We start from the raw sequence: 25135 nt of genomic DNA, 5'->3' as shown, positions 1-25135 counted from the left end.
AGCGATGACCAGGATCGGAATACTCATCGGCAGCACCCGCCCGGGCCGCAGGGGCGAGCAGGTCGCCCGGTGGGTCCACGAGCGGGCCGCCCGCCGCGGCGACGCCGCATTCGAGGTGATCGACCTGCTCGACCACCCGCTGCCCCATCTGGACGAGCCGCTGCCCGCGTTCGCCGGGCAGTACCAGCACAGTCACACCCGGGCATGGGCGGACACCGTCGCCCGCTTCGACGGATTCGTCATGGTCACCCCCGAGTACAACGCCTCCCTCCCCGGCGTGCTCAAGAACGCGATCGACTACCTGCACGCGGAGTGGACCCACAAGGCCGTCGGGTTCGTCTCCTACGGCGGTGCTCATAGCGGCGGCCGGGCGGCCCGGCAGTTGCGGGCTGTGTGCGAGGAACTTCGGATGGGTGCGGTGACGCCGCAGGTCTCGCTGTCCCTGCACACCGACTTCGAGGACCACACGACACTCAAGCCGGGCGCCCACCACGCCGGCGTCCTGGACACACTGCTGGATCATGTCGTCGCCCGGAGCGCGGAAGGACAGACGGTCCCGCCCGCGCGGCGTGAGACGGACGAAGCCGCGATCAGCCGCCACATCGACGGCGTCATCGACGCGATCCGGGCCAAGGACCTTGAGGCCCTGAGGCGGCTCTACTCGACGGACGTCGTGTCCTTCGACATCGATCCGCCGCTCCAGCACGTGGGGATCGACGCGAAGCTCAAGAACTGGGCGAACGTGTTCGCGTTCTTCCGGGAGGTGACCTACGAGGTGCGCGGCCTGATGTCCACGGTGGGCGAAGACGTGGCGTTCACGCACGGCTTCGGCCGTCTCAGAGGCACGCTGCCCGACGGGACGACGGCGGACGGCATGTGGGTCCGGGCCACCTTCGGCTTCCGGAAGGTGGACGGCGCATGGCTGATCACCCACGACCAGGTCTCGGTGCCGCTGGACATCCCGGGCGGCAAGGGGGTCGTCGACCTCGAGCCGTGACGAGGGCGGGCTTGCCCTGTCGCCCGTCCGCCCGGTCGGATGGTCGGATCGACGGACGGACGGACGGCGCGGGTGCGCGGCTCCGGTGGCCGAGGGGGCCTGCTGTGTTACGCGGTGGGGGCCGGAGGGGCTACTTCCCGCGAGTGACGGCCCAGGAGGCGGCAGCCATCCCGCCGGCCACGGAGAACACGGCGGGCCAGGCCCCGATCTTCTTGGCGAGGGGATGGGAGCCGGCGAAGGCGGCGACATAGGCGGCGCCGAGCCCGGCGGCCACCTTCCCCCCACCCACCTGCTGCCACTCTCGAACGGCCACGGCCCCGACCCCGGCGAGCACGACCCCGCCGAGGGGCCGCTTCTTGGTCCACCGGGCAACGGCGTAACCGCCGACGAGCCCGACGGCGGCGACGGCGGGGGAGGGGATACGGCGCATGGCGGAAGCCTTCCTGACAGCTGGATCGTCCTCCTCCGAGCCTACGAGGGGGCGAGAACGAGCTCCCCGCCGGGCACCGACAGGGCGCATTCGGGGCAGAGGGTCTCGTCGGTGCGGGGCCGGAAGAGCATGGGCTGGGTGTGGTGGCCGGCGCATTCGCGGGTGCCCAGGAGGCGGGGGGAGAGCCGGGGGCCGTCGGGGGCGGGTGCGGGCGGAGTGGGGAGGGTGCGGGGCGGCACGTCACGGAGGAGGTACCGCACGAGCCCGCCGGGCCGGTGGACGGACGTCCCGGCACCGGGCAGGCCACGGAGGATGTGCTGGTGGAGGTCGGCGGAGGTGTGTCCGGCGTCGAGCCAGCGGGCGGCGAGGCGGGCGAGTTCGTCGCGCATGCCGGGCGGGATGTGACGGAGGGAGGGGGAGAGGAGGGGAAGGACGCTGATGAGGGCGCGGGCGTCTTCGAGGTGGGGTGTTTCGCCGGTGGTCTCCTCCGGCGGGGCGGTCTCGTCCGCCTGGCCCGCCTGGGGGGCGGGAAGGTTGGAGGTGTCTTCCTTCAGGTCTTTCTCTGGATGACGGTCGGCGGGCGGGGGCACCGGCGCACCGGCGGTCTGCGTACCGGCGGCCGGTTTCCGGGGACTCGGTACTACCTGCGCGGTTACGGGCTTGGAGCGGGGTGTCCCCGCGAGCAGCTTGGCGGCTTCGTCGGCGGTCAACGGGGTACTGGAGACAAGCTGTTGGGTGACCCAATGCCCTCCGGCGCCCTGGATCCGCCGCTCATGCACGAACCCTTCCTCCTTGAGCTGCCGCTTGGCACGGGTGAAGGCGCATGACCCGATCCGGGCACGTTCGGCGGTCCGGGAAAGCGACTCGCGAGCGTCCTGGGGCAGGGAAAGCTGCCAGGTCAGAAGCCGGACGGCGTCGGAACTGAGCCGGGGATGCCGAATGATCTCGTGCGAGAACTGGCTGAAGGCACGGGAGGGCGCGTTAAAGTGCCGGTAGATCACGGTGGACTCCTACTCCACGAGTGGTTCAGGCCCTCGCCGATGGTTGGCGCCATCGACGGGGGCCGTTTTGCGCGACCGTACGACACTGCTTGCGCTCAAGTGCACACGTCAGATGAAGATCGCCCGTGTGGGTGACGGGCGGGTCCAACGGGCCGGGGAACAGGCGAGCTTCTGGCGCGGCCGCCCTCTTCCCGAGTGCGGTGCAGGCCGCCTTTTCACACTCGGAGGGCGGCCGGGGGGAGTGGCCGCGGGGCCCCGAACACTGCCCGAGCCCCGGCGATGACCCCGACCCCCGCACCACCTCCAGGGAGCGACTCTCGGAAAGAGGGCGGTCCCACCAGAAGCCCACAAACCCGGCCCACCCGAAGGGGCTGCGACCCGGAAGTCGCCCTGGATCGCGCCAGAGCCACTTCAAGCGGATTGTGGATCTTCTGGAGCTAGAGGGAGAGCTCGCCTGTGTCCCGTGAGCCAATAGGCCACACATCAACAGCAATCTTTGCCAGATCGGCCTGGCGCTCATCGATACCCTGAGGGCGCCAGCCCCCGTTATCGGCATCCCAGAGGCGGCCGATCCCGGTCTCCCGGGTTATGAGGAACGACGAAGACTCGTACGCATGAATCTTCTCAGGGTAAGCCTTGTTGGAAGCCATGCGATTCTTCCTGCCGTGGAGCAAGGTTTGATTTCCGAGTCTGTTCATCCATGAGGCGTGATCAGTGAGTCGGTAGACTGCCTCTGGCGACTGAGGGTATATGTGCTCAACATGTACGCTGCTTGCCCCAGCTACGACTACGTCGTCTACGCCCTCACGCTGCCTGAGATACTGCTCGATCGTCGTCAGCAAATAGCGCGCTTGGGTGCTTCTCGGAATGGGCGCTTGTTCGAAGTCGGATTGGAATGCCGCGTCATCTGGAGTCCAGTCGACGATCTGTTGGAAAGCATCCGAGATGGAGAGATTGGAACTAACTCTCTTGGCGAGGTCGAAGAGCTTCTCTTCAAGAAGCGTTGACTCGCGCCGCCCGACGACCGTCCATCGAACGTAGTAGCTGAGGAGGGCCTCTGCGACCCTTGCCACCTCGCTGTGGTTGGACCTTGTCGATATGGCGAGGAGAAGCGGATAGGCGGCGTCGGCTCCCAGTGTCCTGACTTCGTCCAGTAGGCAGTCGAGCTTCTCGAAGCCGGTTCCAGACGTGATCAGCTCTATGTACCTTCCGGATGCATTCTGCAACTCCGCAGCGAACATCCGTACTTCGTACCGAGGGAGATCCTTCTCAAAGCGCTCGGTCAGTTCCTTCCGGATGGTGGTGTAGAGGCTGTGCGACCGTACGTCCCCGTGCCCAGCTACCCAGAAATGACGCAAAAACTTCTCTATGTCTTCCCTGCGCTCGAATCCGTCAAGGAGGGAGCGCCATGCATTGTTTACGCGATCCTTTTCCTCGTCGTGTCGACTCTTCTCCATGAGGAAATTGCGGACAAGGTCGACGGTGGACAAGTCCTTGCCGCGAGAATTTATGGTCTCGAAGACTTCGTTGGCATCACTGGAAGTCGGCGTTTGAACCTCAACGAACACGAGTCCCTTTACCAGGCAGTCCCGAAGCTCTTCAAGCCAGTCGATCCGCTCGTCGTCCGAATGAATCGAGGAGAGAGCGGAGGAGATATGTCCTTCGAATAGTGAATAGGCGGCTTTAATCAGTTTATGGGAGGGGCGGGAGGGTATCTCGGTGTGAGCGACCTTCCCTGTCGCTTCGTTCCAGTCTTGAATGAAGTTCTTGAAAAAGTCACGGTCGAAAAGGGAGAGCGTCAGAAAGTACTGCGGTAGGGAGTGCCGGCCGTCCTTGCGGGCGATGTAATCTCGCTGGATGTTGTTCGCCATTACTCGAGCCTCTGTCGACGACATGCTGCCGAGCGTGTCCCTGATGGCAGCTATGAGAATCGTCGAGGTGGTGAGGCGTTGCTGTCCATCGAGTAGGGACCGGCTCGTAACTTTGTCGTCCGTGATGGTGACTATGGGGCCGATGAAATATTCTGCGGACGCCTCGCTTCCCGTCCGGCGTGCTCGCATAAACTTTTGAATGTCGGCCCAGTAGGTATCGACCTCAAGCTTCCCCCAAGCGTATTGCCGCTGACTGTCGTCCGGAACCTCCACTGGAGGGTTGTTGGCTCCAATGAGTTGCCCGAGAGTCTGACGGGCGGCGTACTTGATGATGGCCATGGACTATCCTCCCCGAGTTCTCGATGAGAATAGCGCGCGAGTGTGCAGCTTCGCGAGAATGTGTCTGGTTGGGTGCGCTCGAGGGGTCGCTTTAGGGAGATTGACAAGCAACTGCCAATCTATCCCAAATCTGTGGAGTATCCGCATTTGTAGGCATGTGTGCGTATGTGTTGGCTGGGTGATCTCGGTCTGATAAATTGGTTGTTTACTGACGTTCGAGTCGTAAGGTGGGGGGATGGGGAATACGGCTTCCGCTACAAGCCCGCATGGCTTGCACGAGATTCTGTCGCGCGTGCAGGCGTCGGGTGCGCGGACTTTCCGTGACGGGTGGGTTGAGGTGCTCGGCGCGGACTGGGGGACCGACGAGTTCGCTCGGCGACATGCCGAAGTAGCTGCGCTGCTCTCTGAGACGATCCAGCAGATATTTGCTTTGCCGGAGGCGCAGCGGGTCAGATTCTCGCGCTATGCCCCTCAGTGGTGGACGGCTGTGGTGCAGCCTGATGCAGGCTGGTCCGACACCGGGCGCCCGGCACGTGTGTTGGTTGCGCAGGAGACGCTCGATCATCTGGCGTCGGCTGCGGACGTGCTGGAGGCCGTCATGCGCGGCACGGGTTCGGCGCCTGCTGGTGAGAATTTGCAGTCAATTGCCGAGAGCTGTCACTCCTGGCTGGAGATTCTGGATCAGACTTCCGACGCCGAACTGCCCTCAGCCCTCAAGAGTCAGATCGTTGCGCAGATCACCCACCTTCTCTGGCTTATCGACCATGCCGAGCTCTTCGGGGTGGCGCGGGTGTCGAATGAAACGAACCAGGTGCTTGGATCACTGACTCAGGCGACATCGCTGCTGACAGGTGTTGACGCCCAAGTCGGTGGTAGGTGGAAGAGGGCATTCTTCGGCCTTCTTACGGCGTCGATTGTGTTCACGGCAGGCGCGACACAGCTGCAGACGGCGATCGAGGCAGGGTCAAGTCTGGCCAAGGAGATCGTGCAAGTCGTGGATGACGTCGCAGTTACCGCTGAATAGGAGGCCCAGCGGGGCCGGCATCGCAATCTCGACTCCCGCTGGCCTCGGCTTCATCCTGCGGCAATGGCCGAGTAGGTCCACACGTCGGCAGGGACATCGTGTTTCAGCTTCCAGGTGATCCCCATGGGCTTGCTGCCCTTGTGATCGACGTACTCAGCCGGGCCCAGGAGCATCCAGGGCTGAGGGCCGCCGATGTCCGTCTTCTTGTAGCGGCGGACAAAGAGGAGGACGTGAGAGCCGTTGTCCTTGTGGGTCTGGTAGCGGACGCCTGTGGGTGACGTCTCCGACGTCTGGTTCTGCGACTCCCAGTGGAAGAGGCTTTCGTTCAGCGCGTAATCCCGGTAGCGGGTCTGCGGGGAGAAGTCCTTCTCATCCTTCTCCAGCGTGATCAGCAGCGCGTCCGTCTGGATGCCCTCACACCACTTGACCCCCTCGCGGAAGTGGCCCGGCATGAAGCCGCCAATGAATGACTGCCCCAGTGCAGGGAGGATTTCTTCCCGGCTGTAGGAGGCGTGGATCGTCAGGGGGAGGTCGGCGAGCGGGCCGAGGAGCGGGACGGGGACGTGATCGGCCCGGTCGAGGGCGTGGGCCAGGACCTGGCGGAGTTCGTCACGGAAGGCACGCTGCGGACGGAGCGAGTCCAGCGCCTCTTGATACTGGGAGAAGCCACCTCCCAAGGGCCACAGCGCAAAGAAGAACATGCGGGCGTATGCCTGCTCGGTCTCGTCGAGCTCGCGGTAGGAAGGGGCGTCGTCCGCAAGGAGCTTTGTGTACGCGGCGACCCGCCGGGGGTCGTCGACATGAAGGAACCCGCAAACGCGCTTCAGGAGTGCTTCTTCGCCGTCGGGGCCGGCTGCGGGGAGCAGGCCTGAACGGCGAAGCAGGCCGGTCCAGGAGTTGCCGCCGCGGTAGATCTCCTTGAGTTCGCGTCCGCTTTCGTGGAGATATTCGGCGAGTCGGGGCTCTCCGTACCGGGCTACCTCGCGGGCAAGCTGCGTGACGTTGATGCTGATCTGGCTGCGGATGTTGTCGATGATCAGTTCCTTGGCCTTCGACTCAAGGATGATCTGGCAGCCGGACGGCAGCTGGGGGAAGTCATGCTCGATGTTGGTAAGGAGGCGGTTGCGCGTCAGGTTGGTGAGGGCGCGGAACTGCTCTTCGAAGCGGAACTCCTTGCGGTGCTGGCCGATGAAGTCCAGCACTGTGAGGACTGCCTTGTTCTCCGTGCGGCGGAGCCCGCGGCCCAACTGCTGAAGGAAGACAGTCGCACTGGAGGTCGGGCGCAGCAGGAGCAACGTATCGACATCGGGGATGTCCAGCCCCTCATTGAAGAGGTCAACCGAGAAAATTACTTGGATCTCGCCGGCGCGCAGAGCGGCCAACGCCGCCTTACGCTCCTCCTGCGGAGTCTCCCCAGATAGGGCAAGAGCACGCAGGCCCGCGCGCCGGAAGATTTCTGCCATGAAGGTGGCATGAGCAACGGAGACGCAGAAACCGAGCGCGCGCATGGCGCCAGGGTTTGCCACCTTCTCCACAACGGCTTGAACGACGAGTCGTGCCCTGGCGTCGTTGCCAGTCAACAAGTTGCTGAGCGCCGATGCATCGTAAGCGCCGCGCTTCCACTCGACAGCGGTCATGTCGGTGGTATCGGTGATCCCGAAGTAGTGGAACGGACTCAGCAGGTCGTTTTCCAGTGCTTCCCACAGTCGTATCTCTGCCGCGATGCGCCCGTCGAAATACTCGTCCTGGACATTGCGACCGTCCATACGCTCGGGGGTTGCGGTGAGCCCGAGGAACTCCAGAGGGCGGAAGTGCTCGATGATCTTCCGGTAGGTTGAGGAGACGCCGTGGTGGAATTCATCGATGACGATGACGTCGAAGTGGTCGGGGGACAGCCGCTCCAGTCTCTCTCCCTTCAGAGACTGCACGCTCGCGAAGACGTGCTGCCAACTGTCGGGTGAGAGCCCACTGTGCAGCTCCTCCCCAAAGTTGGCGTCCACCAGTACGTCCTGGTACGTGCGCAGCGACTGACGCAGGATTTCCTGTCGGTGTGCGATGAACAGCAACCGCAGGTCGCGGCCGTGCTGCTGCCGAAGGCGCTTGTAGTCCAGCGCAGCCATGACGGTCTTTCCCGTACCTGTTGCGGCCACGAGGAGGTTGCGGTGTCGGTCGTGGACTTCGCGTTCGACCTGGAGGCGCTCCAGCATGTCCCGTTGGTGGGGGTACGGCCGTACTTCCAGACCGGACAGAGTGATCCGCTGGTCTGTTGCTAGGCCCTTGCCCTGACCTGCGACCTGGAGTGCTTCGCTGAGCCGTGCGGCGTCGCGCTCGGGGTCGTACGTCTCGAAAGAGGGGTCGCTCCAATATGAGTCGAAGGTCGCCTCGAACTTGCGGATGACGTCCGGCGTCGCGACGGACGACAGGCGAACGTTCCATTCCAGGCCGTCAAGGAGGGCGGCCTTCGAAAGGTTGGAGCTACCGACGTACGCGGTGTCGTAGCCGCTGTGTCGACGGAAGAGCCAAGCCTTGGCGTGTAGGCGCGTCGAGCGGAGCTCGTAATTGACCTTGACATCGGCGTTGAATCGCTGGACGAGACGGTCGAGCGCCTGCCGCTCTGTAGCTCCGATGTAGGTCGTCGTGATGACGCGGATGGGGACGCCCCGCGCATGAGCTGCTTCGAGTGACTGCTCTATGACCCGCAGACCGTGCCATTTCACGAAGGCACAGAGGAGATCGACCCGGTCAGCTGTGGCCAGCTCCGCCCGCAGCTCGAATCCTAGGCTGGGATCTTCGGGGGCATTGGTGAGGAGGGCAGTCTCCGCTAGTGGGGTGGCAGGGCGGATTCGGTACACGCCCTCAGCCTCCTGCTCCGCGATGGCAAGGAGCTGGCGTGGACCGTCGGCGACGAGCTGCACCCACTCTCGGGCGCCCTCGATGGTGTTCATCGATTCGAGGATGTGGTTGGCCGCGTGCACGTGCTCCTCTGGAGGCAGCCCCTCCAGAATGTGACGCACGGTGTCGGCCACATGCTTCGCAAGAACGCGGGGGGAAGACTTGGGGCCGACGACATCGTCGATCGCATGCCAACCACGAACCGCAAGCGCCTTGAGCTGGGCTTCGAGCCGCAGAGTCATCAACTGCTCATAGAGACCAGAAACCGGCCCCCCGGAGTCTGACAGTTCGCTCATCGTTTTCCCCTCCCTGACCAACCGCACCATTGGTATCAGGTGCCACCGACAGAGCTTTGACGAGACGCCATGCCGGTGTGGTGATCACTCCGCCCCGTGGCACTCCCCATAGCCCCGAGAGGACCCGCACCAGCACGGAGCCGTGCGCGCCGGTGGCCAAGCCGCCGCCCGTCCGCGGGCCGCCAGTGTGGTGGCGTACTGGGGGAGCAGGTCCGCGTTCGACGGGTGGGTGGATTCCGAGGCTGCGAAGGCTTCGTAGGAGGGGACCGTGGCGCGGACGATGCCCAGGTTGGGGGTGCCCGCCTGGGAGAGTTCGCGGAGGGAGGCTTCGAGGTCTGTCAGGTGCGCGCGGTACGTGGGGTACTCGGATTCCAGTTCCGGGTACGCCGCCAGCAGCTCGTCCAGTTCCGGTTCCGGCCAGTGCAGGACCGCCACCGGGAACGGGCGGGAGAGGGCCGTGCGGTAGGTGCCCAGTTCCGAGCGGAGGCGGGCGATCTCCGCCTGGAGTTCCGCCGGGTCCTCGGAGCCGAGCGACCACAGGCGCTTCGGGTCGTGGAGTTCGTCCAGGGGGACCGCTCCGGTGTGGAGGCGGTCCGCCCGTACGTCCCAGTCGTCGTGCGGGAGCGCCAGCATCCTGCGGACCCGGTGGCGGGTGATCAGGAGCGACTGGGTCGCGTGGGGGAGTTCCGGAGCGGTGGCCAGGAGCTCCGCCGCTTCCGTCAGCGTGGACTCCGCCGCTTCCAGTTCGTCGTGCGCCTCCAGCGTCTCCGCCGTGATCTCCCACGGGGTCGCGTCCGAGGGCCGCGCCCTGCGGAGGCCGTCGATGATCGCCCGCGCCTCGGCCTCGTGGCCGTACTCCCACAGGTTCGCCGCCTTCAGTGCCCTGATCAGGTGCGGCTTCGCAGGCTCGGGGGACAGGAGGGAGTCGTAGAGGGCGGTCGCGGCCGGGCGGTCGCCCGCCAGTTCCAGATGGGCCGCGGCCTGGAGGAGCAGGGGCTCCCGGTCCTCCGGGTACTGCGCGGCGGTGCGCAGCAGGCGCTCGGCTTCGGTGGCGTGGGCGGCAGGCGTGTCGGGGCGCATGCGCTCCACCGTACTGCTGTACGCGCCTGGAGAGTTGGCACCCCAGCGCTTATCGTGCCCCGCGTGCGGGCCAGGGTGGGGCAGCGGGTGCCGGTCGTCGTCCAGTCGCGAGGGCGGCGCCGCAGGGGTGCCCGGGTGCTGTGGGTGGGCGCGGAGGCCTTCGTCACCTGTGGCGTCGTCCTGCTGCTTCTCGTCGCCCACCAGCTGTGGTGGACCAACCAGCAGGCTCGTGCCGTGGCCCGTCAGCAGGTGAGTGCTCTGGAACGGGAGTGGGGGATGTCTCCCCCGGCCCCGTCCTCCCCCGTACCGTCCCCCGTTCCTTCCGTCGTCGGTACGGCCGAGCCGTCCGCTGCGGCGTCGCCGGGTGAGGGGGATGGCGGGGGGAGGGAGCGAGGGGGCGATCCGAGCGGGCCGGCGGCCGGTCCCGCCCCGCGCGACCCGGTGCCCGACTCCTCCGCCGCCTTCGCCGTCCTCCGTATCCCCCGGATCGGTCTCACCGCGCCCGTCGCCCACGGCGTCTCCAAGCGTTCCGTCCTCGACAAGGGGTACGTCGGGCACTATCCCGGCACCGCCGGCCCCGGCCGGACCGGGAACTTCGCCCTCGCCGGGCACCGGAACACCCACGGCGAGCCCTTCCGGTACGTCAATCGGCTGGTGAAGGGCGACGAGATCTCCGTACGGACCCGGGACGCCACGTACACGTATCGCGTCGATCAAATTCTCGCCCGGACGGTTCCCCGTGACGTGGGGGTCATCCGGGCCGTGCCCCGGTCCCTCGTCAGGCCCTCGTACGGGTACGACGCTCCCGGCGCCTATCTCACCCTCACCACCTGCACTCCTGAGTTCAGCAGCGCCTACCGGCTGGTCGTCTGGGCGCGGCTCATGTCCGTCGGCGCCCCAGTACGAGGGTGAGCGCCGCGCCGGCCAGGGCCAGGCCCGCCGACACGAGCAGAGCCGTGTCCGGTCCCGACGGTGCCAGGGCGAGGGTCAGGGCCACGCCCGCCGAGGAGCCGATGTAGCGCGCGGTGTTGTTGGCGCCCGAGCCCATCGCCGCGCGTTCCGGCGGTACGGAGTCGACCGCGAGCCGGGGCAGCGCCGCGTTCAGGAGGCCGCTGCCCACGCCCGCCGCGAGGAGGCCGGGGACGAGCCGCGCCCAGGGGCCCTCCATGCCTCCGAGCAGGGCCAGGATCCCCGCCGCCGACAGGGCGAAGCCCAGGGCCAGTTGGTACGGGGCGGAGAACCGGCCGGGGAGGCGTCGCGCCTGGAGTGCCGCCACGAACGCCGTGCCCGACCACAGCACGAACAGCCAGGCCGCCCCCAGCGGTGACATCCCGGCCCCGCCCTGGAGCAGCGCGGGCACCACGCTGAACAGGCCGATCACCGCAAGGCCCGTGAACAGCGCCCCCAGCGTCGACGCCAGGAACGCGGGCCTCCGCAGCAGCGCCAGCTCCACCATGGGCGTACGGCTCCGCTGCTCGACCGCCACGAACAGCGCCGTCAGGGCGGCGGAGGCCAGCAGGAGCAGGGCCACCGGGGGGCGCAGCCAGCCGTCCCGGCCGAGCGTGAGCGCCGTGAGCAGCGCCGCGAGGGCCAGGCCGAGAGCCGTCGCGCCCGCGATGTCGGGGCGGGTCCCTTTCGCCCGGCCCTGTGGCCGGTCGGTCGGCAGCAGTCGCGTCCCTGCCGCCGCCGTCGCAAGGGCCGCCGCTCCCAGGGCCGCGTACGCGAGCCGCCAGTCCACCAGGCTCAGCGCGCCCGCGAGCAGCGGGCCGAGGGCGATGCCGCCGCTGACGGACGCGCCCCAGATGCCGGTGGCCCTGATCCGGTCCCGTCCAGCCGGGTACGCGTGGGCGAGGAGGCCCAGGCTGCCCGCGAGGACCGCCGCGCTCGCCGCGCCCTGGGCGATCCGGGCCGCGGTGAAGGTGAGGGTGGAGCCCGCGAAGGCGCCGAGGGCGGTGGTGAGGCCGAGGGCGAGGGTGCCGAGGAGGAAGACCCGGCGGCGGCCGTGCGCGTCGGCGAGGCTGCCGGCGACCAGGAGGAGGACGGCGAGGCCGAGCGGGGTGCCGTTGAGGAGCCAGGCCTGCGCGGACGCCGGAGTCGCGAAGGCGGCGGCCATGTCGGGGAGGGTGAGCATGGGGGCCGTGTAGTTCATCAGCGCGACGGCGGTGGCCGTCGCGGTGACGGCCAGGGCGGTCCCGGGGCGGGAGTCCCGGGGCGGGGCGGAGGCGCGGGCGGTGGACGCGAGCTGGGGCACTGCGAAGACCTCCGCCTGTCAGTTCGGTGAATGAACCCATCGGGTGGGGCTCACCGTAGCAGGTAAGTTCAGTCAACGAACCTTCATTGGTTACGATGGGTCCCATGGCTCTCGGCAAGGACTACGCCCATCAGCAGTGCTCCATCGCCCGCGCCCTCGAAGTCGTCGGCGAGCGCTGGACCCTGCTCGTCGTCCGCGACGCCTTCTACGGCATCCGCCGCTACAACGACTTCCTCGTTCACCTCGGCGCACCCCGGGCCGTCCTCGCCGCCCGCCTCCAGGCCCTCGTCGACGCCGGCGTCCTCGACCGGCGGCGCTACCAGGAGTCGCCCCCGCGCGACGAGTACGTCCTCACCCCGCGCGGGCTCGCCCTCTGGCCCGTGCTGCGTGCGCTCGGCGCCTGGGGCACGGCAGAGGTCCCCGGAGCCGTACCGGTGCGCCACTTCCACCACGCCGACTGCGGCACCGAACTCGGCCCGTACGGCGAATGCCCGGCCTGCCGCGTCCCCGTGCCGCCCGCCGACGTCGAGACGCGGCCCGGTGCCGGGCTCGACCCCGACCCGGCCGACCCCGTCAGCCGCGCCCTCCTCCGGCCGCGCCGGCTCCTCGAACCCCTGCATCCCGCCTGAGTGTCGCTGCCTGTCGCCGGAGCGTCCACCCATCCCGCGTCAGGGTCCCCGCCTGCATCCCGCGTGAGGGTCCCCGCCTGCCGCCGGAGCACCCCCCTTGCATCCCGTCCGGAGTGCCCCCGCATGCCGTCGGGCGGGAACCTCCCGGCCGGGCAGGAACCTCCCGCCGAACCTCCCGCCGGGCGGGAACCTCCCGCCGGGCAGGAACCTCCCGCCGGGCGGGAACCTCCCGCCGGGCAGGAACCTCCCGCCGGGCAGGAACCTCCCCCGCCGGGCAGGAACTTCCCGGCGCCGCCGCACGTCCATCTGGGCAGAGAGCGTGAGAGGAACGTGGGAGGGGGGTACGGGATGGCCAAGGACCTGGTCCTGCGCGTCGGCGCGTCGCTGTTCGGCCTGCTCGCGCTCGCCGATCTCCTCCTCTCCGAGGGTGGCGGCCTCTCCACCGCCGTCGCCTTCGCCGCGACCGCCGTCGTCTGCGCCCTCTCCGGCGCGGCCCGTACCGCCCCCGTCGTACCCCCGACCCGGGTCCGTACCGCCATCCGCGACCGCGAGCGGCGCACCGCCTTCCTGCCCCAGCGCGATCCCGACGCCGCGGGCCGGCGCAGACCCCGCGCTCCCGGCCGTCTCCTCCCGACGGCCGCGTAGGGAGCGTTCCCCGAGCACCTCACGCGGATCCGTCATGCCGAGATCTCCCTTTCTCCAGGCACGACGAGACCCACGGAGGGTCCACCATGTCCGCGCTCCTGTCCCTCTTCGCCTCCCTGGTCGAGCGGCTCGCCGAGCTCCTCCAGCCGCTCTTCGCCACCACCGCGACGGCCGCCGCCATCGTCCTCTTCACCCTGCTCGTCCGGCTCGCGATCCACCCGCTGTCCCGGGCCTCGGCCCGTGGCCAGAAGGCCCGCACGCGGATCGCGCCGCAGCTCGCCGCGCTGCGGAAGAAGCACGCCAAGAACCCCGAGCGGCTCAGGAAGGCGATGACCGAGCTGCACGCGCGGGAGAAGGTCTCGCCCTTCGCCGGCATCCTGCCCGCCCTCCTCCAGGCGCCCGCGTTCCTGCTCATGTACCACCTGTTCGCCGGCGACCGGATGACCGGGCACACCCTCTTCGCCGCCCCGCTCGGCGACCACTGGGCCGACGCCCTCGCCCACGGCGGCGTCCTCGGCCAGGCCGGCGTGGTCTACCTGGTCCTCTTCGCGCTCGTCGCCGCCGTGGCCACGTTCACCTACCGGCGTACGAAGCGGCAGCTCGCCGCCCAGCCCCTCGACCTGGGGCAGCCCACCCCGGGCGCCGGCGCCATCGCCAAGGTCATGCCGCTGCTCTCCTTCGCCACCCTCGTCACGGTCGCCGTCGTCCCCCTCGCCGCTGCCCTCTACGTGGTCACCAGCACCGCGTGGGCGGCCGTCGAACGGGCCCTTCTCTTCCGCGAGGAGAAGAGCCCCCAGGCCGTTGCTACTCGCGCGTAAGGGTCCACTGCGTGAACGGGGTCTTGCAGAGTGACCCGTTGTCTTGGAGGATCGACCAATCCTCCGATGGCCGCACTCCATCGGCCGGGGTACCTCAGGGCCCTTGCCGGGCCCGCCTCGACCACAGGGAGAAGTCCATGAAGCTGCTGCGTGTCGGTCCGCCCGGAGCCGAGCGTCCCGCCCTGCTCGACCAGGAGGGAACGCTCCGCGACCTGTCCGCCCTCGTCGACGACATCGACGGCAGTCTGCTCGCCGACGCCTCCGCCCTCGACCGGATCAGGGCCGCGGCGGGGGCCGGTGTGCTGCCCGCGCTCGACGCCACCGGGCTGCGCGTCGGCCCGCCCGTCGGCCGGATCGGCAAGGTCGTGTGCATCGGGCTGAACTACCACGGGCACGCCGCCGAGACCGGCCAGGCCACCCCCGCCGAGCCCGTCGTCTTCCTCAAAGCCGCCGACACGGTCGTCGGCCCCGACGACACCGTGCTCGTACCGCGCGGCTCCGTGAAGACCGACTGGGAGGTGGAGCTCGCCATCGTCATCGGCCGCACCGCCCGCTACCTGGAGACCGACGAGGAGGCCCTCGCCCACGTCGCCGGGTACGCCGTCGCCCACGACGTCTCCGAGCGCGAGTTCCAGATCGAACGCGGCGGCACCTGGGACAAGGGCAAGAACTGCGAGACCTTCAACCCGTTCGGCCCCTGGCTGGTCACCGCCGACGAGGTGCCGGACCCGCAGGCGCTCGGGCTGCGGCTCTGGGTCAACGGCGAGCTCAAGCAGGACGGTCACACCTCGGACCAGATCTTCCCGGTCGCGGAGGTCGTCCGGTACGTCAGCCGGTTCATGACCCTCTACCCCGGCGACATCATCAACACCGGCACGCCCGCGGGCGTCGCGATGGGGCAGCCGGAGCCCAAGCCGTACCTGCGCCCCGGCGACGTCGTCGAGCTGGAGATCGACGGTCTCGGCCGGCAGCGGCAGGAGCTGAAGGGCGCCTGACCCTCCGGCGCCGGAAGGGCCGTCAGGGAGGGAGCGCCGCCGCCGGTCCCGCCCTCGGCGGCGGCCGCGCCCGTGGTCCTCAGGCGGAGACGGAGCCGGTGGCGGAGGCGTACGAGCCGAGCAGGCGTTCCAGCGCCTCGACGACCAGGGCGTGGTCCTCGGCCTGCGGCAGCCCCGAGACCGTGACCGAGCCGATCACGCCCACGCCCTCGACCGCGACCGGGAACGAGCCGCCGTGCGCGGCGTACCGGTCGGGGTCGAGGCGCGAGGACTCCTCGAAGGTCGTCCCCTTGGCGCGGAAGCGGGCGCCGACCAGGAACGAGCTCGTGCCGTACCGCTCGACGACCCGTCGCTTACGGTCGATCCAGGCGTCGTTGTCCGCGCTCGACCCCGGCAGCGCGCAGTGGAAGAGCTGCTGCGGCCCCCGCCGGATGTCGATCGCGACGGGCGCCCCGCGCTCCCGGGCCATGCCGACGAGCAGAGTGCCGAGCGTCCAGGCGTCCTCGTACGTGAACCGGGGGAGGACCAGGCGTGCTTCCTGGGCCTCCAGTCGGGAGACCTCGCCGTCGTTCACAGCGTCACCGTGATCCCCTCGCGGGCCGAACGCCGCGCCGCCTCGAGGACGTCGAGCGCGGCCGCCGCCTCGTACGCCGTGACCGGGTTCTCGCCGGTGCCGCGCAGGGCGGCGGCGACGGCCGCGTAGTACGCCGGGTAGTCACCCGGCAGCGACTCGACCGGGGTACCGCCGCCGGTCAGCGGCGACTCGCCGGCGCCGAGCCGGCCCCACAGCTCCTCCGGCTCCACGCCCCACGCCCCGCCCGGCACGGGCCGCAGCCCTTCGCGCAGGTCGGCCTCCTGCGGGTCGAGCCCGTACTTCACGAAGCCGGCGCGCTGCCCGAGCACCCGGAAGCGGGGGCCGAGCTGGGCGGTGGTGGCGCTCACGTACAGATGCGAGCGGACGCCGTTCGCGTGGGTCAGCGCGAGGAAGGTGTCGTCGTCGGCCTCGGCGCCCGGCCGGCGTACGTCCGACTCGGCGTACACCGAGACCACCGGGCCGAAGAGGACGAGAGCCTGGTCGACGACATGGCTGCCCAGGTCGTAGAGCAGCCCGCCGATCTCCTCGGCCGCGCCGGACTCGCGCCAGCCGCCCTTGGGGAGCGGCCGCCACCGCTCGAAGCGTGACTCGAAGCGCTGGACCTCGCCGAGCGCGTCCTCGTCGATCAGGTGGCGGAGGGTACGGAAGTCGTTGTCCCAGCGGCGGTTCTGGAAGACCGAGAGCAGCAGGCCGCGCTCATCGGCGAGGGCGGCGAGGGCGCGGGCCTCGGCGGCGGTCCCGGCCAGCGGCTTGTCGACGACGACCGGGAGGCCGGCCTCCAGGGCGGCGGTGGCGAGTGCCACATGCGTCTTGTTGGGGGAGGCGATGACGATCAGGTCGAGCTCGTCCGCCCCCTCCTCCCACAGCTCCTCGGGAGTGGCGACGACCCGGACCCCGGGGTGGGCGGCGCGCGCCTCGGCGGCCCGCTCGGGATTGCCGGTGGTGACGGTGGCGAGGACGAGGTCCTCGGAGGCGGCGATCAGCGGGGCGTGGAAGACGGAGCCCGCGAGGCCGTAGCCGACGAGTCCGACGCGGAGGGGGGTACGGGGGTCGGTGCCAGTCATACGGCCACTTAAGCAACGGTGTTGCCAAAGTGCAAGCACCCGCCACAATGGGCGGGTGAAGACCGACCTGGGTGGAGTGAACGTACCGGCCCTGCGCAGCCACAACGCGGCGCTCGTGCTCGACCTGCTGCGCACGGCGGGGGAGCCGGGCATCAGCCGTCTCGAACTGGCCGAGCGCACCGGGCTCACCCCGCAGGCCGTCAGCAAGATCACCGCGCGGCTCCGGGGGGAGGGCCTCGCCACGGAGGCCGGCCACCGCGCCTCGACCGGCGGCAAGCCGCGCACGGTGCTGCGCCTCGTGCCCTCCGCCGGACACGCCGTGGGCGTCCACCTCGACCGCGACGAGCTGACGACGCTCCTCACCGACCTCGCGGGCACGGTGGTGGCCCTGCGGCGGCGCCCGGTGGACCTGGGGGCGGGGACGGGGCGGGTCCTGGACGCGGTGACGGAGGAGGTGCGGGGCCTGGTGGCCGGGGCGGCCCTCGGGGTGGGGGCGGCTGATGCGGTCGGCGGGGTCGGCGGGGTCGACGGGACGGGGGTGGCCGACAGGACCGGCGCGACCGGCGCGACCGGTGGGGCCGACACGGCCGGTGCTGTTCGTGCCCGTGGTGTTCTCGGGGTCGGGGTCGCCATGCCCGGGCCCCTGGACCACCGCGCGGGCGTGCCGGGCAGGGTGACCGGCTTCCCCGAGTGGGACGGTCACCCCGTCCGTGAGGAGCTGGCCCGGCGGCTCGGGCTTCCCGTCGTCCTCGACAAGGACACCAACGCGGCCGCCCTCGGCCTCGCCCTCCGGCCCGCCGCCCCCGGTTCCTTCGCCTACGTCCACCTCGGTACGGGTCTGGGCGCGGGCCTCGTCCTCGGCGGCGCGCCGCTGCGCGGGGACAGGACGGGCGCGGGCGAGCTCGGCCATCAGACCGTGCAGCTCGACGGGCCGCCGTGCTGCTGTGGCGGGCGCGGCTGTCTGGAGGTCCTGTGTCTCGCGGCGGTCGGGCGCGGTGACCTCGCCGGGGCCGCCCGCGTCCTCGGCACGGGCGCGGCCAACCTCGTGCGGCTCCTGGACATCGACCAGGTCCTCCTGGGCGGGCGGGTGGTGCTCGCGGCGCCGGGGGTGTTCTCGGGCGGGGTGCGGGAGGTTCTGACGGGGCTCGGTCTGACGACATCGGTGGGGGTCGCGGCGGAGGCGGACGCGGTGGCCGTGGGGGCCGCCTGGCTCACTCTCGCTCCGATCTTCGGAAAATAGGCTGATCGGGCGGATTCGCCGGGTCGTCCGAGGGGCCGCGCGGTGTCGCTGCCCGGTCGGCCCCGCCCCGCGTGGCAGCGTCGCGGCCGACCCGTACGCCCGCGAGCAGCAAAGGCCCCGCCCCATGGCATCCGCCCCCCTGCGACCGCGCAGCGCCCGCACCCTGACGACGGCAGCCGCGATGGCAGCCGCCGCCACGGCCCACCTGACCCTGACCGCCCCGGCTCTGGCGTCTCCGGGCGCCCAGGCCCCGGGCCTGTCGTCTCCGGGCGCCCAGGCCCCGGGGCTCGTGACTCCGGGTCTGTCGACCCCGGCCCTGTCGGAGCCGGGCGTCACGGCCCCGGGCTCCCCAGCCCCAGGCGCCACGGCCCCGGGCTCCCCAGCCCCAGGCGTCGCAGCCCCAGGCGCCACGGCCCCGGGCTCCCCAGCCCCAGGCGTCGCAGCCCCAGGCGTCACAGCCCCGGGCTCCCCACCCCCGCGCCCCTCCGCCACCCGCCCCTCCGCCACCCGCCCCGCCGCCCCGACCCCGTCGCCCCTGGCACTCGCCGCCCCCGCCTCCGCCGTCCCCGCCTTCCCCCGCCTGTCGGCCCCCGCGTTGGTGAGCCTCGCCCCCGCCCCCGATCCTCCCGCCCCCACCTGCGGCTTCCCCTCCGGGGCCGCCTTCCCCCTCGACACCCGGCTGCACGGCGGGCCCGCCGTCTACGCCGCCGGCGGAGCGCCGCGGGAGTGGAGGCTCGACCTCACCAACACCACCGCCGCGCCCTGCTCCGGCATCCACCCCGTGCTCGTCCTCACCGACCGCGAGCGGGTGCTGCGCCCCGAGCAGATCCGGTTCGAGTTCTACGACGCCGGGGCCGCGCGCTGGCGGCCCGTGGCCTTCGAGGCGACCGAAGAGGCGGAGAACGTGGGCGCGTTCACCGGGTTCGGCGGCTTCGCGGTGCCCGCGGGCCGGACCCTCACCGTGCCCGTGCGGCTGGCCTTCGCCGCGGGGACCGCTCCCGACGAGGTCGTCGTCAACGCCGCCGTCGTGCAGCGCCGGGGCGCCGACGGCGACTGGGTCGGGGAGTCCGGCGACTACCGCCTGACCGTGGGGCCCGCCGGCCCCGAGACCCCGGCCGAATCCGGCGAGACCTCCGAAGCCGCCGAACCCTCCCCGCCCCCCGGCGCGACCCCGCGCCCGCCCGGCTCCACCGCCGATCCCAGGGACCCGGGCGCCCACCCGCCGGACAGCGAACTCGCCCATACCGGAAGGGAGTCGGAGGCGTACGCGCAGCGCCTCGCCCCGCTCGCCGCGGCGCTCGTCCTCCTCGGCGCGCTCCTCGTCCGGAGCCGCCACCGCCGGCACCTCGGCACCCTCCTCGTCCGGGCCCGCCCGCCCCGGCGCCCCGGCGCGCTCCTCGTCCGGAGCCGCCTGCGCCTCGGTGCCCTCCTCGTGCGGAGCCGTCGCCCCCGGCACCGCTGAGTCATGTCCCGTACACCTTTCCGTTCACCCCCGTCTGCGACCATCCCCCGGTGAACTACCAGAGCACCCCTGGCGCCCCCGTCCGCTCCGGCGTCCCGGAGCACGGCCGCGTGCCCAAGTACTACGCGGTCAAGGGCAAACTGGCCCTGATGATCGACGAGTTGGGCGAGGGTGGGCTGCTGCCCACCGAGCGTGACCTCGCCGTGCGTCACGAGGTGTCCCGCGAGACCGTCCGGCAGGCGTTGCGCGAACTCCTCCTGGAGGGGCGGCTGCGCCGTCAGGGCCGGGGCACGGTCGTCGCGGGACCGAAGCTCGAACAGCCCCTGTCGCTCGCGAGCTACACGGAGGGGGTGCGCCGTCAGGGCCGCCGCCCCGGCCGCACTCTGATCACCCTCGACCGCTTCCCCTGCCCGGAGGCGCTCGCGCCCGAGGTCGGCGCCGAACCCGGCGAGTCCGTCTGGCACATGGAGCGGGTGCTGCTCGCCGACGACGAGCGGGTCGGTCTGGAGAGCACGTACGTCTCCGAGGCCCGCGCCCCGCACCTGGACACCGAGTTCGACCCGGACTCCTCCTTCTACGCCTATCTCCTCGACCGGCTCGGCATCTCGTTCGGCGCCGCCGACGAGCGCATCGAGACGGTGCTCGCGACCCCGCGCGAGGCCCTCCTCATCGGCACACCGCCCGCGCTCCCGATGCTGCTGCTCCACCGCGTCTCCCGGGACACCTCGGGGCGCCCCCTGGAGCGGGTCCGCACCCTCTACCGGGGCGACCGCTTCAGCTTCACCGCCCATCTGGGCGCGCAGGGCTGACGGGCGGTGAGCGATCCCCGCCGGAGCCCCGACCCCCGTAATGTCACGGAACGATAACGGGTCTGGTCCAAGCTTGTCGGTTTGTTAACCGTCCCGTCGTCCACCCGCCCCGTCCGGGCCACCCGCCGCCGCGACCGTCATCGGCATGAAGGTGATCGTCGTAGGAGCCGGCGTGGTGGGAACCATGCACGCCTGGCACGCAGTGGAACGCGGCCATGAGGTCGTACACATCGAGCGCGAGGCCGAGGCGCGCGGAGCCTCCCTCCGTAACTTCGGCCAGATCTGGGTGAGCGGACGGGCGGGCGGCGAGGAGCTCGACACCGCCCTCCGCGCCCGCGAACTCTGGGAGGGCATCGGGGCCCGCGTCCCCGGCCTCGGCTTCCGGCCCATCGGCTCCCTCACCCCCGTACGGAACGAGCGGGAGCTCGCCGTCGCCGAGGCCGCCGCCGCCCGCCCCGACGCCGCCGCCCGTGGCCACAAGCTGCTCACCGCCGACGAGGCCCGCGCGATCAACCCGGCCCTGCGCGGCGCGTTCCGGGCCGCGCTCTGGTGCGAGCGGGACGCGGCCGTCGAGCCGCGCCTCGCACAGCTCGCCCTCCGCGAGGCGCTGCTCGCCACCGGGGCGTACACGTTCCTCCCGAACCGCGAGGTGCGGGACGTCGTCGGCGAGAACGCCGTCCGTGACGACCGGGGCGAGATCCACACCGGCGACGCCGTCGTCCTGTGCACCGGCGCCTGGCTCTCCGGCCTCGTCCGCGAGGTCGCCGGCGAGATACCCGTCCGCCGCGTCCGGCTCCAGATGATGCAGACCGAGCCCCTCGGCGAGCCGCTCACCACCTCCGTCGCCGACGCCGACTCCTTCCGCTACTACCCGGCCTACGCCTCCGAGGCGCTCGACGCGCTCCGGGCCGCGCAGCCGCAGGACCCCACCGCGGCCGCCCACAAGATGCAGCTGCTCATGGTGCAGCGCCTCGACGGCGGACTGACCATCGGCGACACCCACGAGTACGAGCACCCCTTCGCCTTCGACACCCTCGAAGACCCCTACGAGCACCTCACCCGCGTCGTCGAGTCCTTCCTCGGCCGCCCGCTGCCGAAGATCAGGCGGCGCTGGGCCGGGGTGTACGCGCAGTGCGCCGACACCAGCCGGGTCGTCCACCGCCAGCGGGTCCGCGACGGCGTGTGGCTGGTGACCGGACCCGGCGGCCGGGGCATGACCTGCTCGCCCGCCATCGCCGAGACGACCGCGAACGAACTGGGCTGGTGAACCGCATGAGCACCCTGAGCAAGCCGAAGCACGGCCTCGTCGTCCTCGACATGGCCGGTACCACCGTCGCCGACGACGGTCTCGTCGAGCAGGCCTTCACCCTCGCCGCCGAACGCCTCGGCGAAGACCCCGCCACGATGATCGACCACGTCCGCGCCACCATGGGCGAGTCCAAGATCTCCGTCTTCCGTCACCTCCTCGGCGGCGACGAGGACCGGGCCCGGAAGGCCAACCTCGCCTTCGAGGACGCCTACGGCGAACTCGTCGCCGACGGCCGCGTCGCCCCGGTCCCGGGCGCCGCCGAGACCATCGCCACGCTCACGGAGCAGGGCAGGACCGTCGTCCTCACCACCGGCTTCGCCCGGGTCACCCAGGACGCCATTCTCGACGCCCTCGGCTGGCGCGACCTCGTCGGCCTCACCCTCTGCCCGGCCGACGCCGGCGGCCGGGGCCGCCCGTACCCCGACATGGTTCTCGCCGCCTTCCTCCGCACCGGCGCCGTCGACGACGTCCGCGCGATCGTGGTCGCCGGCGACACCTCGTACGACATGCTCAGCGGCGTCCGCTCCGGCGCCGGGATCGTGGCGGGCGTCCTGACCGGCGCCCACGGCGCGACCGCGCTCACCGAGCACGGCGCCGACCGCGTCCTCGCCTCCGTCGCGGAACTCCCGGCGCTGCTCCAGGAGTTCGAGGCATGACCAGCGGCATCCGCTTCGACGCCGTGTCCGTCGCGTACGGCGGCACCACCGTCCTCGACCGGCTCGACCTGACCGTCGAACCCGGCGAGGTCATGGCCCTCCTCGGGCCTTCCGGCTCCGGCAAGACCACCGCGCTGCGGGCCGTCGCCGGATTCGTGCGGCCGGCCTCCGGGCGGGTGCTCATCGGCGACCGTGACGTCACCCGCCTCCCGCCGCACCAGCGGGGGATCGGGATGGTCGTCCAGCAGTACGCCCTCTTCCCGCACCTGCGGGTCGATGCCAACGTCGCCTTCGGCCTGAAGGCGCGGAAAGCCCCCAAGGGCGAGATCCCCGGCCGGGTCGCCGAAGCCCTGGAGATGACCGGCATGGCGGCCTACGCACGCCGGTACCCCCGGGAGCTCTCCGGCGGCCAGCAGCAGCGCGTCGCCATCGCCCGCGCGCTCGCCGTCCGGCCCAAGGTGCTCCTCCTCGACGAGCCGCTCTCCGCGCTGGACGCCCAGCTCCGCTCCGGGATGCTCGCCGAACTGGCCCGCCTCCACCGCGAGCTGCCCGACGTGTCGATCCTGTACGTCACGCACGACCAGGTCGAGGCGCTGACCCTCGCCGACCGGATCGCCGTCATGGACAAGGCCAGGCTCCAGGACTGCGGCACCCCGCAGGACCTGTACCGCAGGCCGCGTACGGAGTTCACGGCGTCGTTCGTCGGCAACGCGAACCTGCTGCCGGTGACGGTCGGCACGGAGGGCGTCGCCTTCGAGGGGACCGAGCTGAAGGTCGCCACCGACGACGCGGCCCCCGGCGCGGGCGCCACCCTCTGCGTCCGCCCGCACCTGGTCGGGCTCGGCGACGGGCCGAACGCGCTGCGGGGCCGTGTCTCCGAGGTCCAGTGGCGCGGCTCCACCCACCGGCTGTACGTCGAGGTCGGCGGCCACCGGGTGAAGGCGGACGTCCGCGAGCTGCGGGAGACGCCGCTGCTCGGGGCCGAGGTGACGCTGCACTTCGCGCCGGAGGACGCGGTGCTGCTGGCGGCGGGGGTGAACGATGGCCGGTAGGGCTCCAGGCCTCGTCGAGGAGCGCCCCGCGACGGGCGCTCCCGCCCCTGCGGAACGCCTGCCCGCAACCGGTACGGAACGGCGGCTCCCCACCTGGGTCTGGGCCCTCCCGCCCGTCGCCGTCCTCGCCCTCGTCTTCCTCTATCCGCTCGCCCTCGTCGTCCAGGAGTCCCTGGCCCCAGGCGCCTACGCCGACGTCCTCGCCTCCCCGTCCTTCCGCGAGGCCCTCGGCACCACCGTGTGGCTCGCCGTCGCCTCCACCGTCGGGTGTCTCGTCCTCGGCTTCGTCCTCGCGGTCGTGATCGCGTTCGTCCCGTTCCCCGGCGGGAAGGCGGTGTCGAAGTTCATCGACGTCTTCCTCTCCTTCCCGTCGTTCCTGATCACGCTCGCCCTGCTCTTCCTCTACGGCACGGTCGGCATGGCCAACGGCGTCTGGACCGACGTCACCGGCGACCCCTCGGGACCCTTCCGGTTCCTCACCACACCGTGGGGCGTCCTCCTCGCCGAGATCACGTACTTCACCCCGTTCGTGATGCGGCCGCTGCTCGCCGCCTTCTCGCAGATGGAGACGGCCCAGCTGGAGGTGGCCTCCTCGCTCGGCGCGCGGCCGCTGCGGATCGTCCGGCAGGTGATCCTGCCCGAGGCGCTGCCCGCGCTCGCCGCCGGCGGCAGCCTCGTCCTCGTCATGTGCCTCAACGAGTTCGGGATCGTCCTCTTCACCGGCGCCAAAGGCGTCACGACCCTCCCGATGCTCGTCTACAGCAAGGCGATCCTCGAATCCGACTACGCCGCCGGCTGTGTCGTCGCCGTCGTCAACGTCGCCCTCTCCGTGGGCCTCTACGTCCTCTACCGGGGGGTGAGCCGCCGTGCTGGTGCATAGCCGTACGGGCAGATGGGCGCTGTGGGCGGGGTTCGCCGTCCTCTTCGTCCCGCTCTTCGCGCTGCCCCTCCTCGTCATCGTCGCCGCGTCGTTCTCCACGAACTGGTCCGGCGCCTTCCCCTCGGGGCCGACCACCGCGCACTACACGGCGGCCGTGCGGGGGGAGTCCCTCCAGGCGCTCAGCACCAGCCTGGTCACCGCCGTCACCGCGAGCCTGATCGCGCTGACCGTCGGCACCTGGGCCGCGCTCGCCGGGGCCGCCCTGGGGAAGCGGGGCAAGAGGATCCTCGACGCCCTGTTCATGCTGCCGGTCGCCGTGCCGTCCGTGGTCGTCGGCCTCGCCGTCCTCGTCGCGTTCTCCCAGCCGCCGGTGCTCCTCAACGGCACCCACTGGATCGTGATCCTCGCCCACACCGTCCTCGTCACGGCCTTCGCCCACCAGTCGGTCTCGGCCGCCCTCGTACGGCTCGACCCGATGTACGAGCAGGCGGCGGCCGGCCTCGGCGCCCGCCCCTCGTACGTCCTGCTCCGGGTGAAGCTGCCGCTCCTGCTGCCGTCCCTGAACGCGGCCGCAGGGCTCTGCTTCGCCCTGTCCATGGGCGAGCTGAGCGCCACGATGATGCTCTACCCGCCGGACTGGACGCCGCTCCCGGTGCTCATTTTCACCCGCACCGACCGCGGCTCCCTCTTCACCGGATCGGCGCTCGCCGTGGTCCTCATGGCCGCGACCCTGCTGGCCCTGCTCGCCGTCTCCCGTGTCCGTACCAGGGCTTCCTTCCGCTGAGGCCCGTCTGAGGAGA

23 protein-coding genes are annotated in these 25135 nt (G+C 70.8%); 15 read left to right on the top strand and 8 right to left on the bottom strand.

The window, feature by feature from the left end:
* Positions 1-4: 4 nt before the first annotated feature.
* On the top strand, positions 5-997 hold the full coding sequence (locus ACFVYX_RS02285; protein ID WP_389679375.1) for an NAD(P)H-dependent oxidoreductase: 993 nt from the start codon (positions 5-7) through the stop codon (positions 995-997).
* A gap of 130 nt (positions 998-1127) precedes the next feature.
* On the opposite strand, the gene ACFVYX_RS02280 is transcribed toward ACFVYX_RS02285, so the two are convergent.
* The 3 genes from ACFVYX_RS02280 to ACFVYX_RS02270 all read right to left on the bottom strand — a co-directional run bounded on the left by ACFVYX_RS02280 (position 1128) and on the right by ACFVYX_RS02270 (position 4638).
* Entirely contained in the window at positions 1128-1427 is a 300-nt protein-coding gene (locus tag ACFVYX_RS02280; RefSeq protein ID WP_389679374.1) for a hypothetical protein, read from the bottom strand.
* 41 nt (positions 1428-1468) lie between these two features.
* Positions 1469-2137: a hypothetical protein gene (locus ACFVYX_RS02275; protein WP_389679373.1), complete on the bottom strand. Its 669-nt coding sequence runs from the start codon at positions 2135-2137 to the stop codon at positions 1469-1471.
* 728 nt (positions 2138-2865) lie between these two features.
* Positions 2866-4638, bottom strand: coding sequence for a DUF262 domain-containing protein (locus ACFVYX_RS02270; RefSeq protein ID WP_389679372.1), 1773 nt, complete (start codon positions 4636-4638; stop codon positions 2866-2868).
* Positions 4639-4909: 271 nt separating this feature from the next.
* Here ACFVYX_RS02270 and ACFVYX_RS02265 point away from each other — a divergent pair, with 271 nt between their 5' ends.
* Entirely contained in the window at positions 4910-5662 is a 753-nt protein-coding gene (locus ACFVYX_RS02265) for a hypothetical protein (RefSeq protein ID WP_389679371.1), read from the top strand.
* A 50-nt stretch (positions 5663-5712) separates the two neighbouring features.
* On the opposite strand, the gene ACFVYX_RS02260 is transcribed toward ACFVYX_RS02265, so the two are convergent.
* Together ACFVYX_RS02260 and ACFVYX_RS02255 are read right to left on the bottom strand one after the other, a co-directional pair.
* Positions 5713-8850 (bottom strand): DUF3427 domain-containing protein, encoded by a 3138-nt coding sequence (locus ACFVYX_RS02260; RefSeq protein ID WP_389679370.1) that lies wholly within the window; start codon positions 8848-8850, stop codon positions 5713-5715.
* A gap of 84 nt (positions 8851-8934) precedes the next feature.
* The gene (locus ACFVYX_RS02255; protein ID WP_389679369.1) at positions 8935-9930 is read right to left on the bottom strand and encodes an SEC-C metal-binding domain-containing protein; all 996 of its coding nucleotides are present in this window, start codon (positions 9928-9930) and stop codon (positions 8935-8937) included.
* 63 nt (positions 9931-9993) lie between these two features.
* On the opposite strand from ACFVYX_RS02255, the gene ACFVYX_RS02250 reads away from it, so the two are divergent.
* The gene (locus ACFVYX_RS02250) at positions 9994-10842 is read left to right on the top strand and encodes a class E sortase (RefSeq protein WP_389679368.1); all 849 of its coding nucleotides are present in this window, start codon (positions 9994-9996) and stop codon (positions 10840-10842) included.
* On the opposite strand, the gene ACFVYX_RS02245 is transcribed toward ACFVYX_RS02250, so the two are convergent.
* Positions 10811-12181 carry an MFS transporter gene (locus ACFVYX_RS02245; RefSeq protein ID WP_389679367.1) on the bottom strand — a complete coding sequence of 457 codons (1371 nt, stop codon included), beginning with the start codon at positions 12179-12181 and terminating at the stop codon, positions 10811-10813. The genes ACFVYX_RS02250 and ACFVYX_RS02245 overlap by 32 nt on opposite strands.
* 104 nt (positions 12182-12285) lie before the next feature.
* On the opposite strand from ACFVYX_RS02245, the gene ACFVYX_RS02240 reads away from it, so the two are divergent.
* The 4 genes from ACFVYX_RS02240 to ACFVYX_RS02225 all read left to right on the top strand — a co-directional run bounded on the left by ACFVYX_RS02240 (position 12286) and on the right by ACFVYX_RS02225 (position 15268).
* Entirely contained in the window at positions 12286-12810 is a 525-nt protein-coding gene (locus ACFVYX_RS02240; RefSeq protein ID WP_389679366.1) for a winged helix-turn-helix transcriptional regulator, read from the top strand.
* 348 nt (positions 12811-13158) lie between these two features.
* Positions 13159-13455, top strand: a complete 297-nt coding sequence (locus ACFVYX_RS02235) for a DUF6412 domain-containing protein (protein WP_389679365.1) — start codon at positions 13159-13161, stop codon at positions 13453-13455.
* A gap of 86 nt (positions 13456-13541) precedes the next feature.
* Positions 13542-14273 (top strand): YidC/Oxa1 family membrane protein insertase, encoded by a 732-nt coding sequence (locus ACFVYX_RS02230; RefSeq protein WP_389679364.1) that lies wholly within the window; start codon positions 13542-13544, stop codon positions 14271-14273.
* A 137-nt stretch (positions 14274-14410) separates the two neighbouring features.
* Entirely contained in the window at positions 14411-15268 is an 858-nt protein-coding gene (locus ACFVYX_RS02225) for a fumarylacetoacetate hydrolase family protein (RefSeq protein ID WP_389679363.1), read from the top strand.
* Positions 15269-15347: 79 nt separating this feature from the next.
* Here the strand turns inward: ACFVYX_RS02225 and ACFVYX_RS02220 are convergent, their stop codons facing one another.
* Positions 15348-15842, bottom strand: coding sequence for a heme-degrading domain-containing protein (locus ACFVYX_RS02220; protein ID WP_389679362.1), 495 nt, complete (start codon positions 15840-15842; stop codon positions 15348-15350).
* A complete protein-coding gene (locus tag ACFVYX_RS02215; RefSeq protein WP_389679361.1) occupies positions 15839-16927 on the bottom strand; it encodes a Gfo/Idh/MocA family oxidoreductase in 1089 nt (362 codons plus the stop codon). The genes ACFVYX_RS02220 and ACFVYX_RS02215 overlap by 4 nt, the downstream gene beginning before the upstream one ends.
* Before the next feature lie 76 nt (positions 16928-17003).
* Here ACFVYX_RS02215 and ACFVYX_RS02210 point away from each other — a divergent pair, with 76 nt between their 5' ends.
* From ACFVYX_RS02210 to ACFVYX_RS02175, 8 genes are all read left to right on the top strand, one after another.
* On the top strand, positions 17004-18167 hold the full coding sequence (locus ACFVYX_RS02210; RefSeq protein ID WP_389679506.1) for an ROK family protein: 1164 nt from the start codon (positions 17004-17006) through the stop codon (positions 18165-18167).
* Positions 18168-18765: 598 nt separating this feature from the next.
* The gene (locus tag ACFVYX_RS02205; RefSeq protein WP_389679360.1) at positions 18766-19629 is read left to right on the top strand and encodes a hypothetical protein; all 864 of its coding nucleotides are present in this window, start codon (positions 18766-18768) and stop codon (positions 19627-19629) included.
* 50 nt (positions 19630-19679) lie between these two features.
* A complete protein-coding gene (locus ACFVYX_RS02200) occupies positions 19680-20438 on the top strand; it encodes a GntR family transcriptional regulator (RefSeq protein ID WP_389679359.1) in 759 nt (252 codons plus the stop codon).
* Between the two features lie 145 nt (positions 20439-20583).
* Positions 20584-21705 (top strand): TIGR03364 family FAD-dependent oxidoreductase, encoded by a 1122-nt coding sequence (locus ACFVYX_RS02195; RefSeq protein WP_389679358.1) that lies wholly within the window; start codon positions 20584-20586, stop codon positions 21703-21705.
* Between the two features lie 5 nt (positions 21706-21710).
* The gene (locus tag ACFVYX_RS02190; RefSeq protein ID WP_389679357.1) at positions 21711-22403 is read left to right on the top strand and encodes a phosphonatase-like hydrolase; all 693 of its coding nucleotides are present in this window, start codon (positions 21711-21713) and stop codon (positions 22401-22403) included.
* The gene (locus ACFVYX_RS02185; protein WP_389679356.1) at positions 22400-23455 is read left to right on the top strand and encodes an ABC transporter ATP-binding protein; all 1056 of its coding nucleotides are present in this window, start codon (positions 22400-22402) and stop codon (positions 23453-23455) included. The genes ACFVYX_RS02190 and ACFVYX_RS02185 overlap by 4 nt, the downstream gene beginning before the upstream one ends.
* Positions 23445-24335, top strand: a complete 891-nt coding sequence (locus ACFVYX_RS02180) for a 2-aminoethylphosphonate ABC transporter permease subunit (RefSeq protein WP_389679355.1) — start codon at positions 23445-23447, stop codon at positions 24333-24335. Before ACFVYX_RS02185 ends, ACFVYX_RS02180 begins: the two co-directional genes overlap by 11 nt.
* Positions 24322-25119, top strand: coding sequence for an ABC transporter permease (locus tag ACFVYX_RS02175; RefSeq protein ID WP_389679354.1), 798 nt, complete (start codon positions 24322-24324; stop codon positions 25117-25119). Before ACFVYX_RS02180 ends, ACFVYX_RS02175 begins: the two co-directional genes overlap by 14 nt.
* Positions 25120-25135: the final 16 nt, after the last annotated feature.

This window comes from Streptomyces sp. NPDC058326, assembly GCF_042879855.1.
In the GTDB taxonomy this organism is placed as follows: Bacteria; Actinomycetota; Actinomycetes; order Streptomycetales; family Streptomycetaceae; genus Streptomyces.
Note: the sequence above shows the minus strand (reverse complement) of the source record. Positions and strands in the feature narration are given on the sequence as shown.

Excerpts from the sequence above, each read along its gene's own strand:
- ACFVYX_RS02285 (WP_389679375.1), top strand. The coding sequence starts at position 5 with ATGACCAGGATCGGAATACTCATCGGCAGCACCCGCCCGGGCCGCAGG.
- ACFVYX_RS02280 (WP_389679374.1), bottom strand. The coding sequence starts at position 1,427 with ATGCGCCGTATCCCCTCCCCCGCCGTCGCCGCCGTCGGGCTCGTCGGC.
- ACFVYX_RS02270 (WP_389679372.1), bottom strand. The coding sequence starts at position 4,638 with ATGGCCATCATCAAGTACGCCGCCCGTCAGACTCTCGGGCAACTCATT.
- ACFVYX_RS02260 (WP_389679370.1), bottom strand. The coding sequence starts at position 8,850 with ATGAGCGAACTGTCAGACTCCGGGGGGCCGGTTTCTGGTCTCTATGAG.
- ACFVYX_RS02255 (WP_389679369.1), bottom strand. The coding sequence starts at position 9,930 with ATGCGCCCCGACACGCCTGCCGCCCACGCCACCGAAGCCGAGCGCCTG.
- ACFVYX_RS02240 (WP_389679366.1), top strand. The coding sequence starts at position 12,286 with ATGGCTCTCGGCAAGGACTACGCCCATCAGCAGTGCTCCATCGCCCGC.
- ACFVYX_RS02235 (WP_389679365.1), top strand. The coding sequence starts at position 13,159 with ATGGCCAAGGACCTGGTCCTGCGCGTCGGCGCGTCGCTGTTCGGCCTG.
- ACFVYX_RS02230 (WP_389679364.1), top strand. The coding sequence starts at position 13,542 with ATGTCCGCGCTCCTGTCCCTCTTCGCCTCCCTGGTCGAGCGGCTCGCC.
- ACFVYX_RS02225 (WP_389679363.1), top strand. The coding sequence starts at position 14,411 with ATGAAGCTGCTGCGTGTCGGTCCGCCCGGAGCCGAGCGTCCCGCCCTG.
- ACFVYX_RS02215 (WP_389679361.1), bottom strand. The coding sequence starts at position 16,927 with ATGACTGGCACCGACCCCCGTACCCCCCTCCGCGTCGGACTCGTCGGC.
- ACFVYX_RS02195 (WP_389679358.1), top strand. The coding sequence starts at position 20,584 with ATGAAGGTGATCGTCGTAGGAGCCGGCGTGGTGGGAACCATGCACGCC.
- ACFVYX_RS02190 (WP_389679357.1), top strand. The coding sequence starts at position 21,711 with ATGAGCACCCTGAGCAAGCCGAAGCACGGCCTCGTCGTCCTCGACATG.
- ACFVYX_RS02185 (WP_389679356.1), top strand. The coding sequence starts at position 22,400 with ATGACCAGCGGCATCCGCTTCGACGCCGTGTCCGTCGCGTACGGCGGC.
- ACFVYX_RS02180 (WP_389679355.1), top strand. The coding sequence starts at position 23,445 with ATGGCCGGTAGGGCTCCAGGCCTCGTCGAGGAGCGCCCCGCGACGGGC.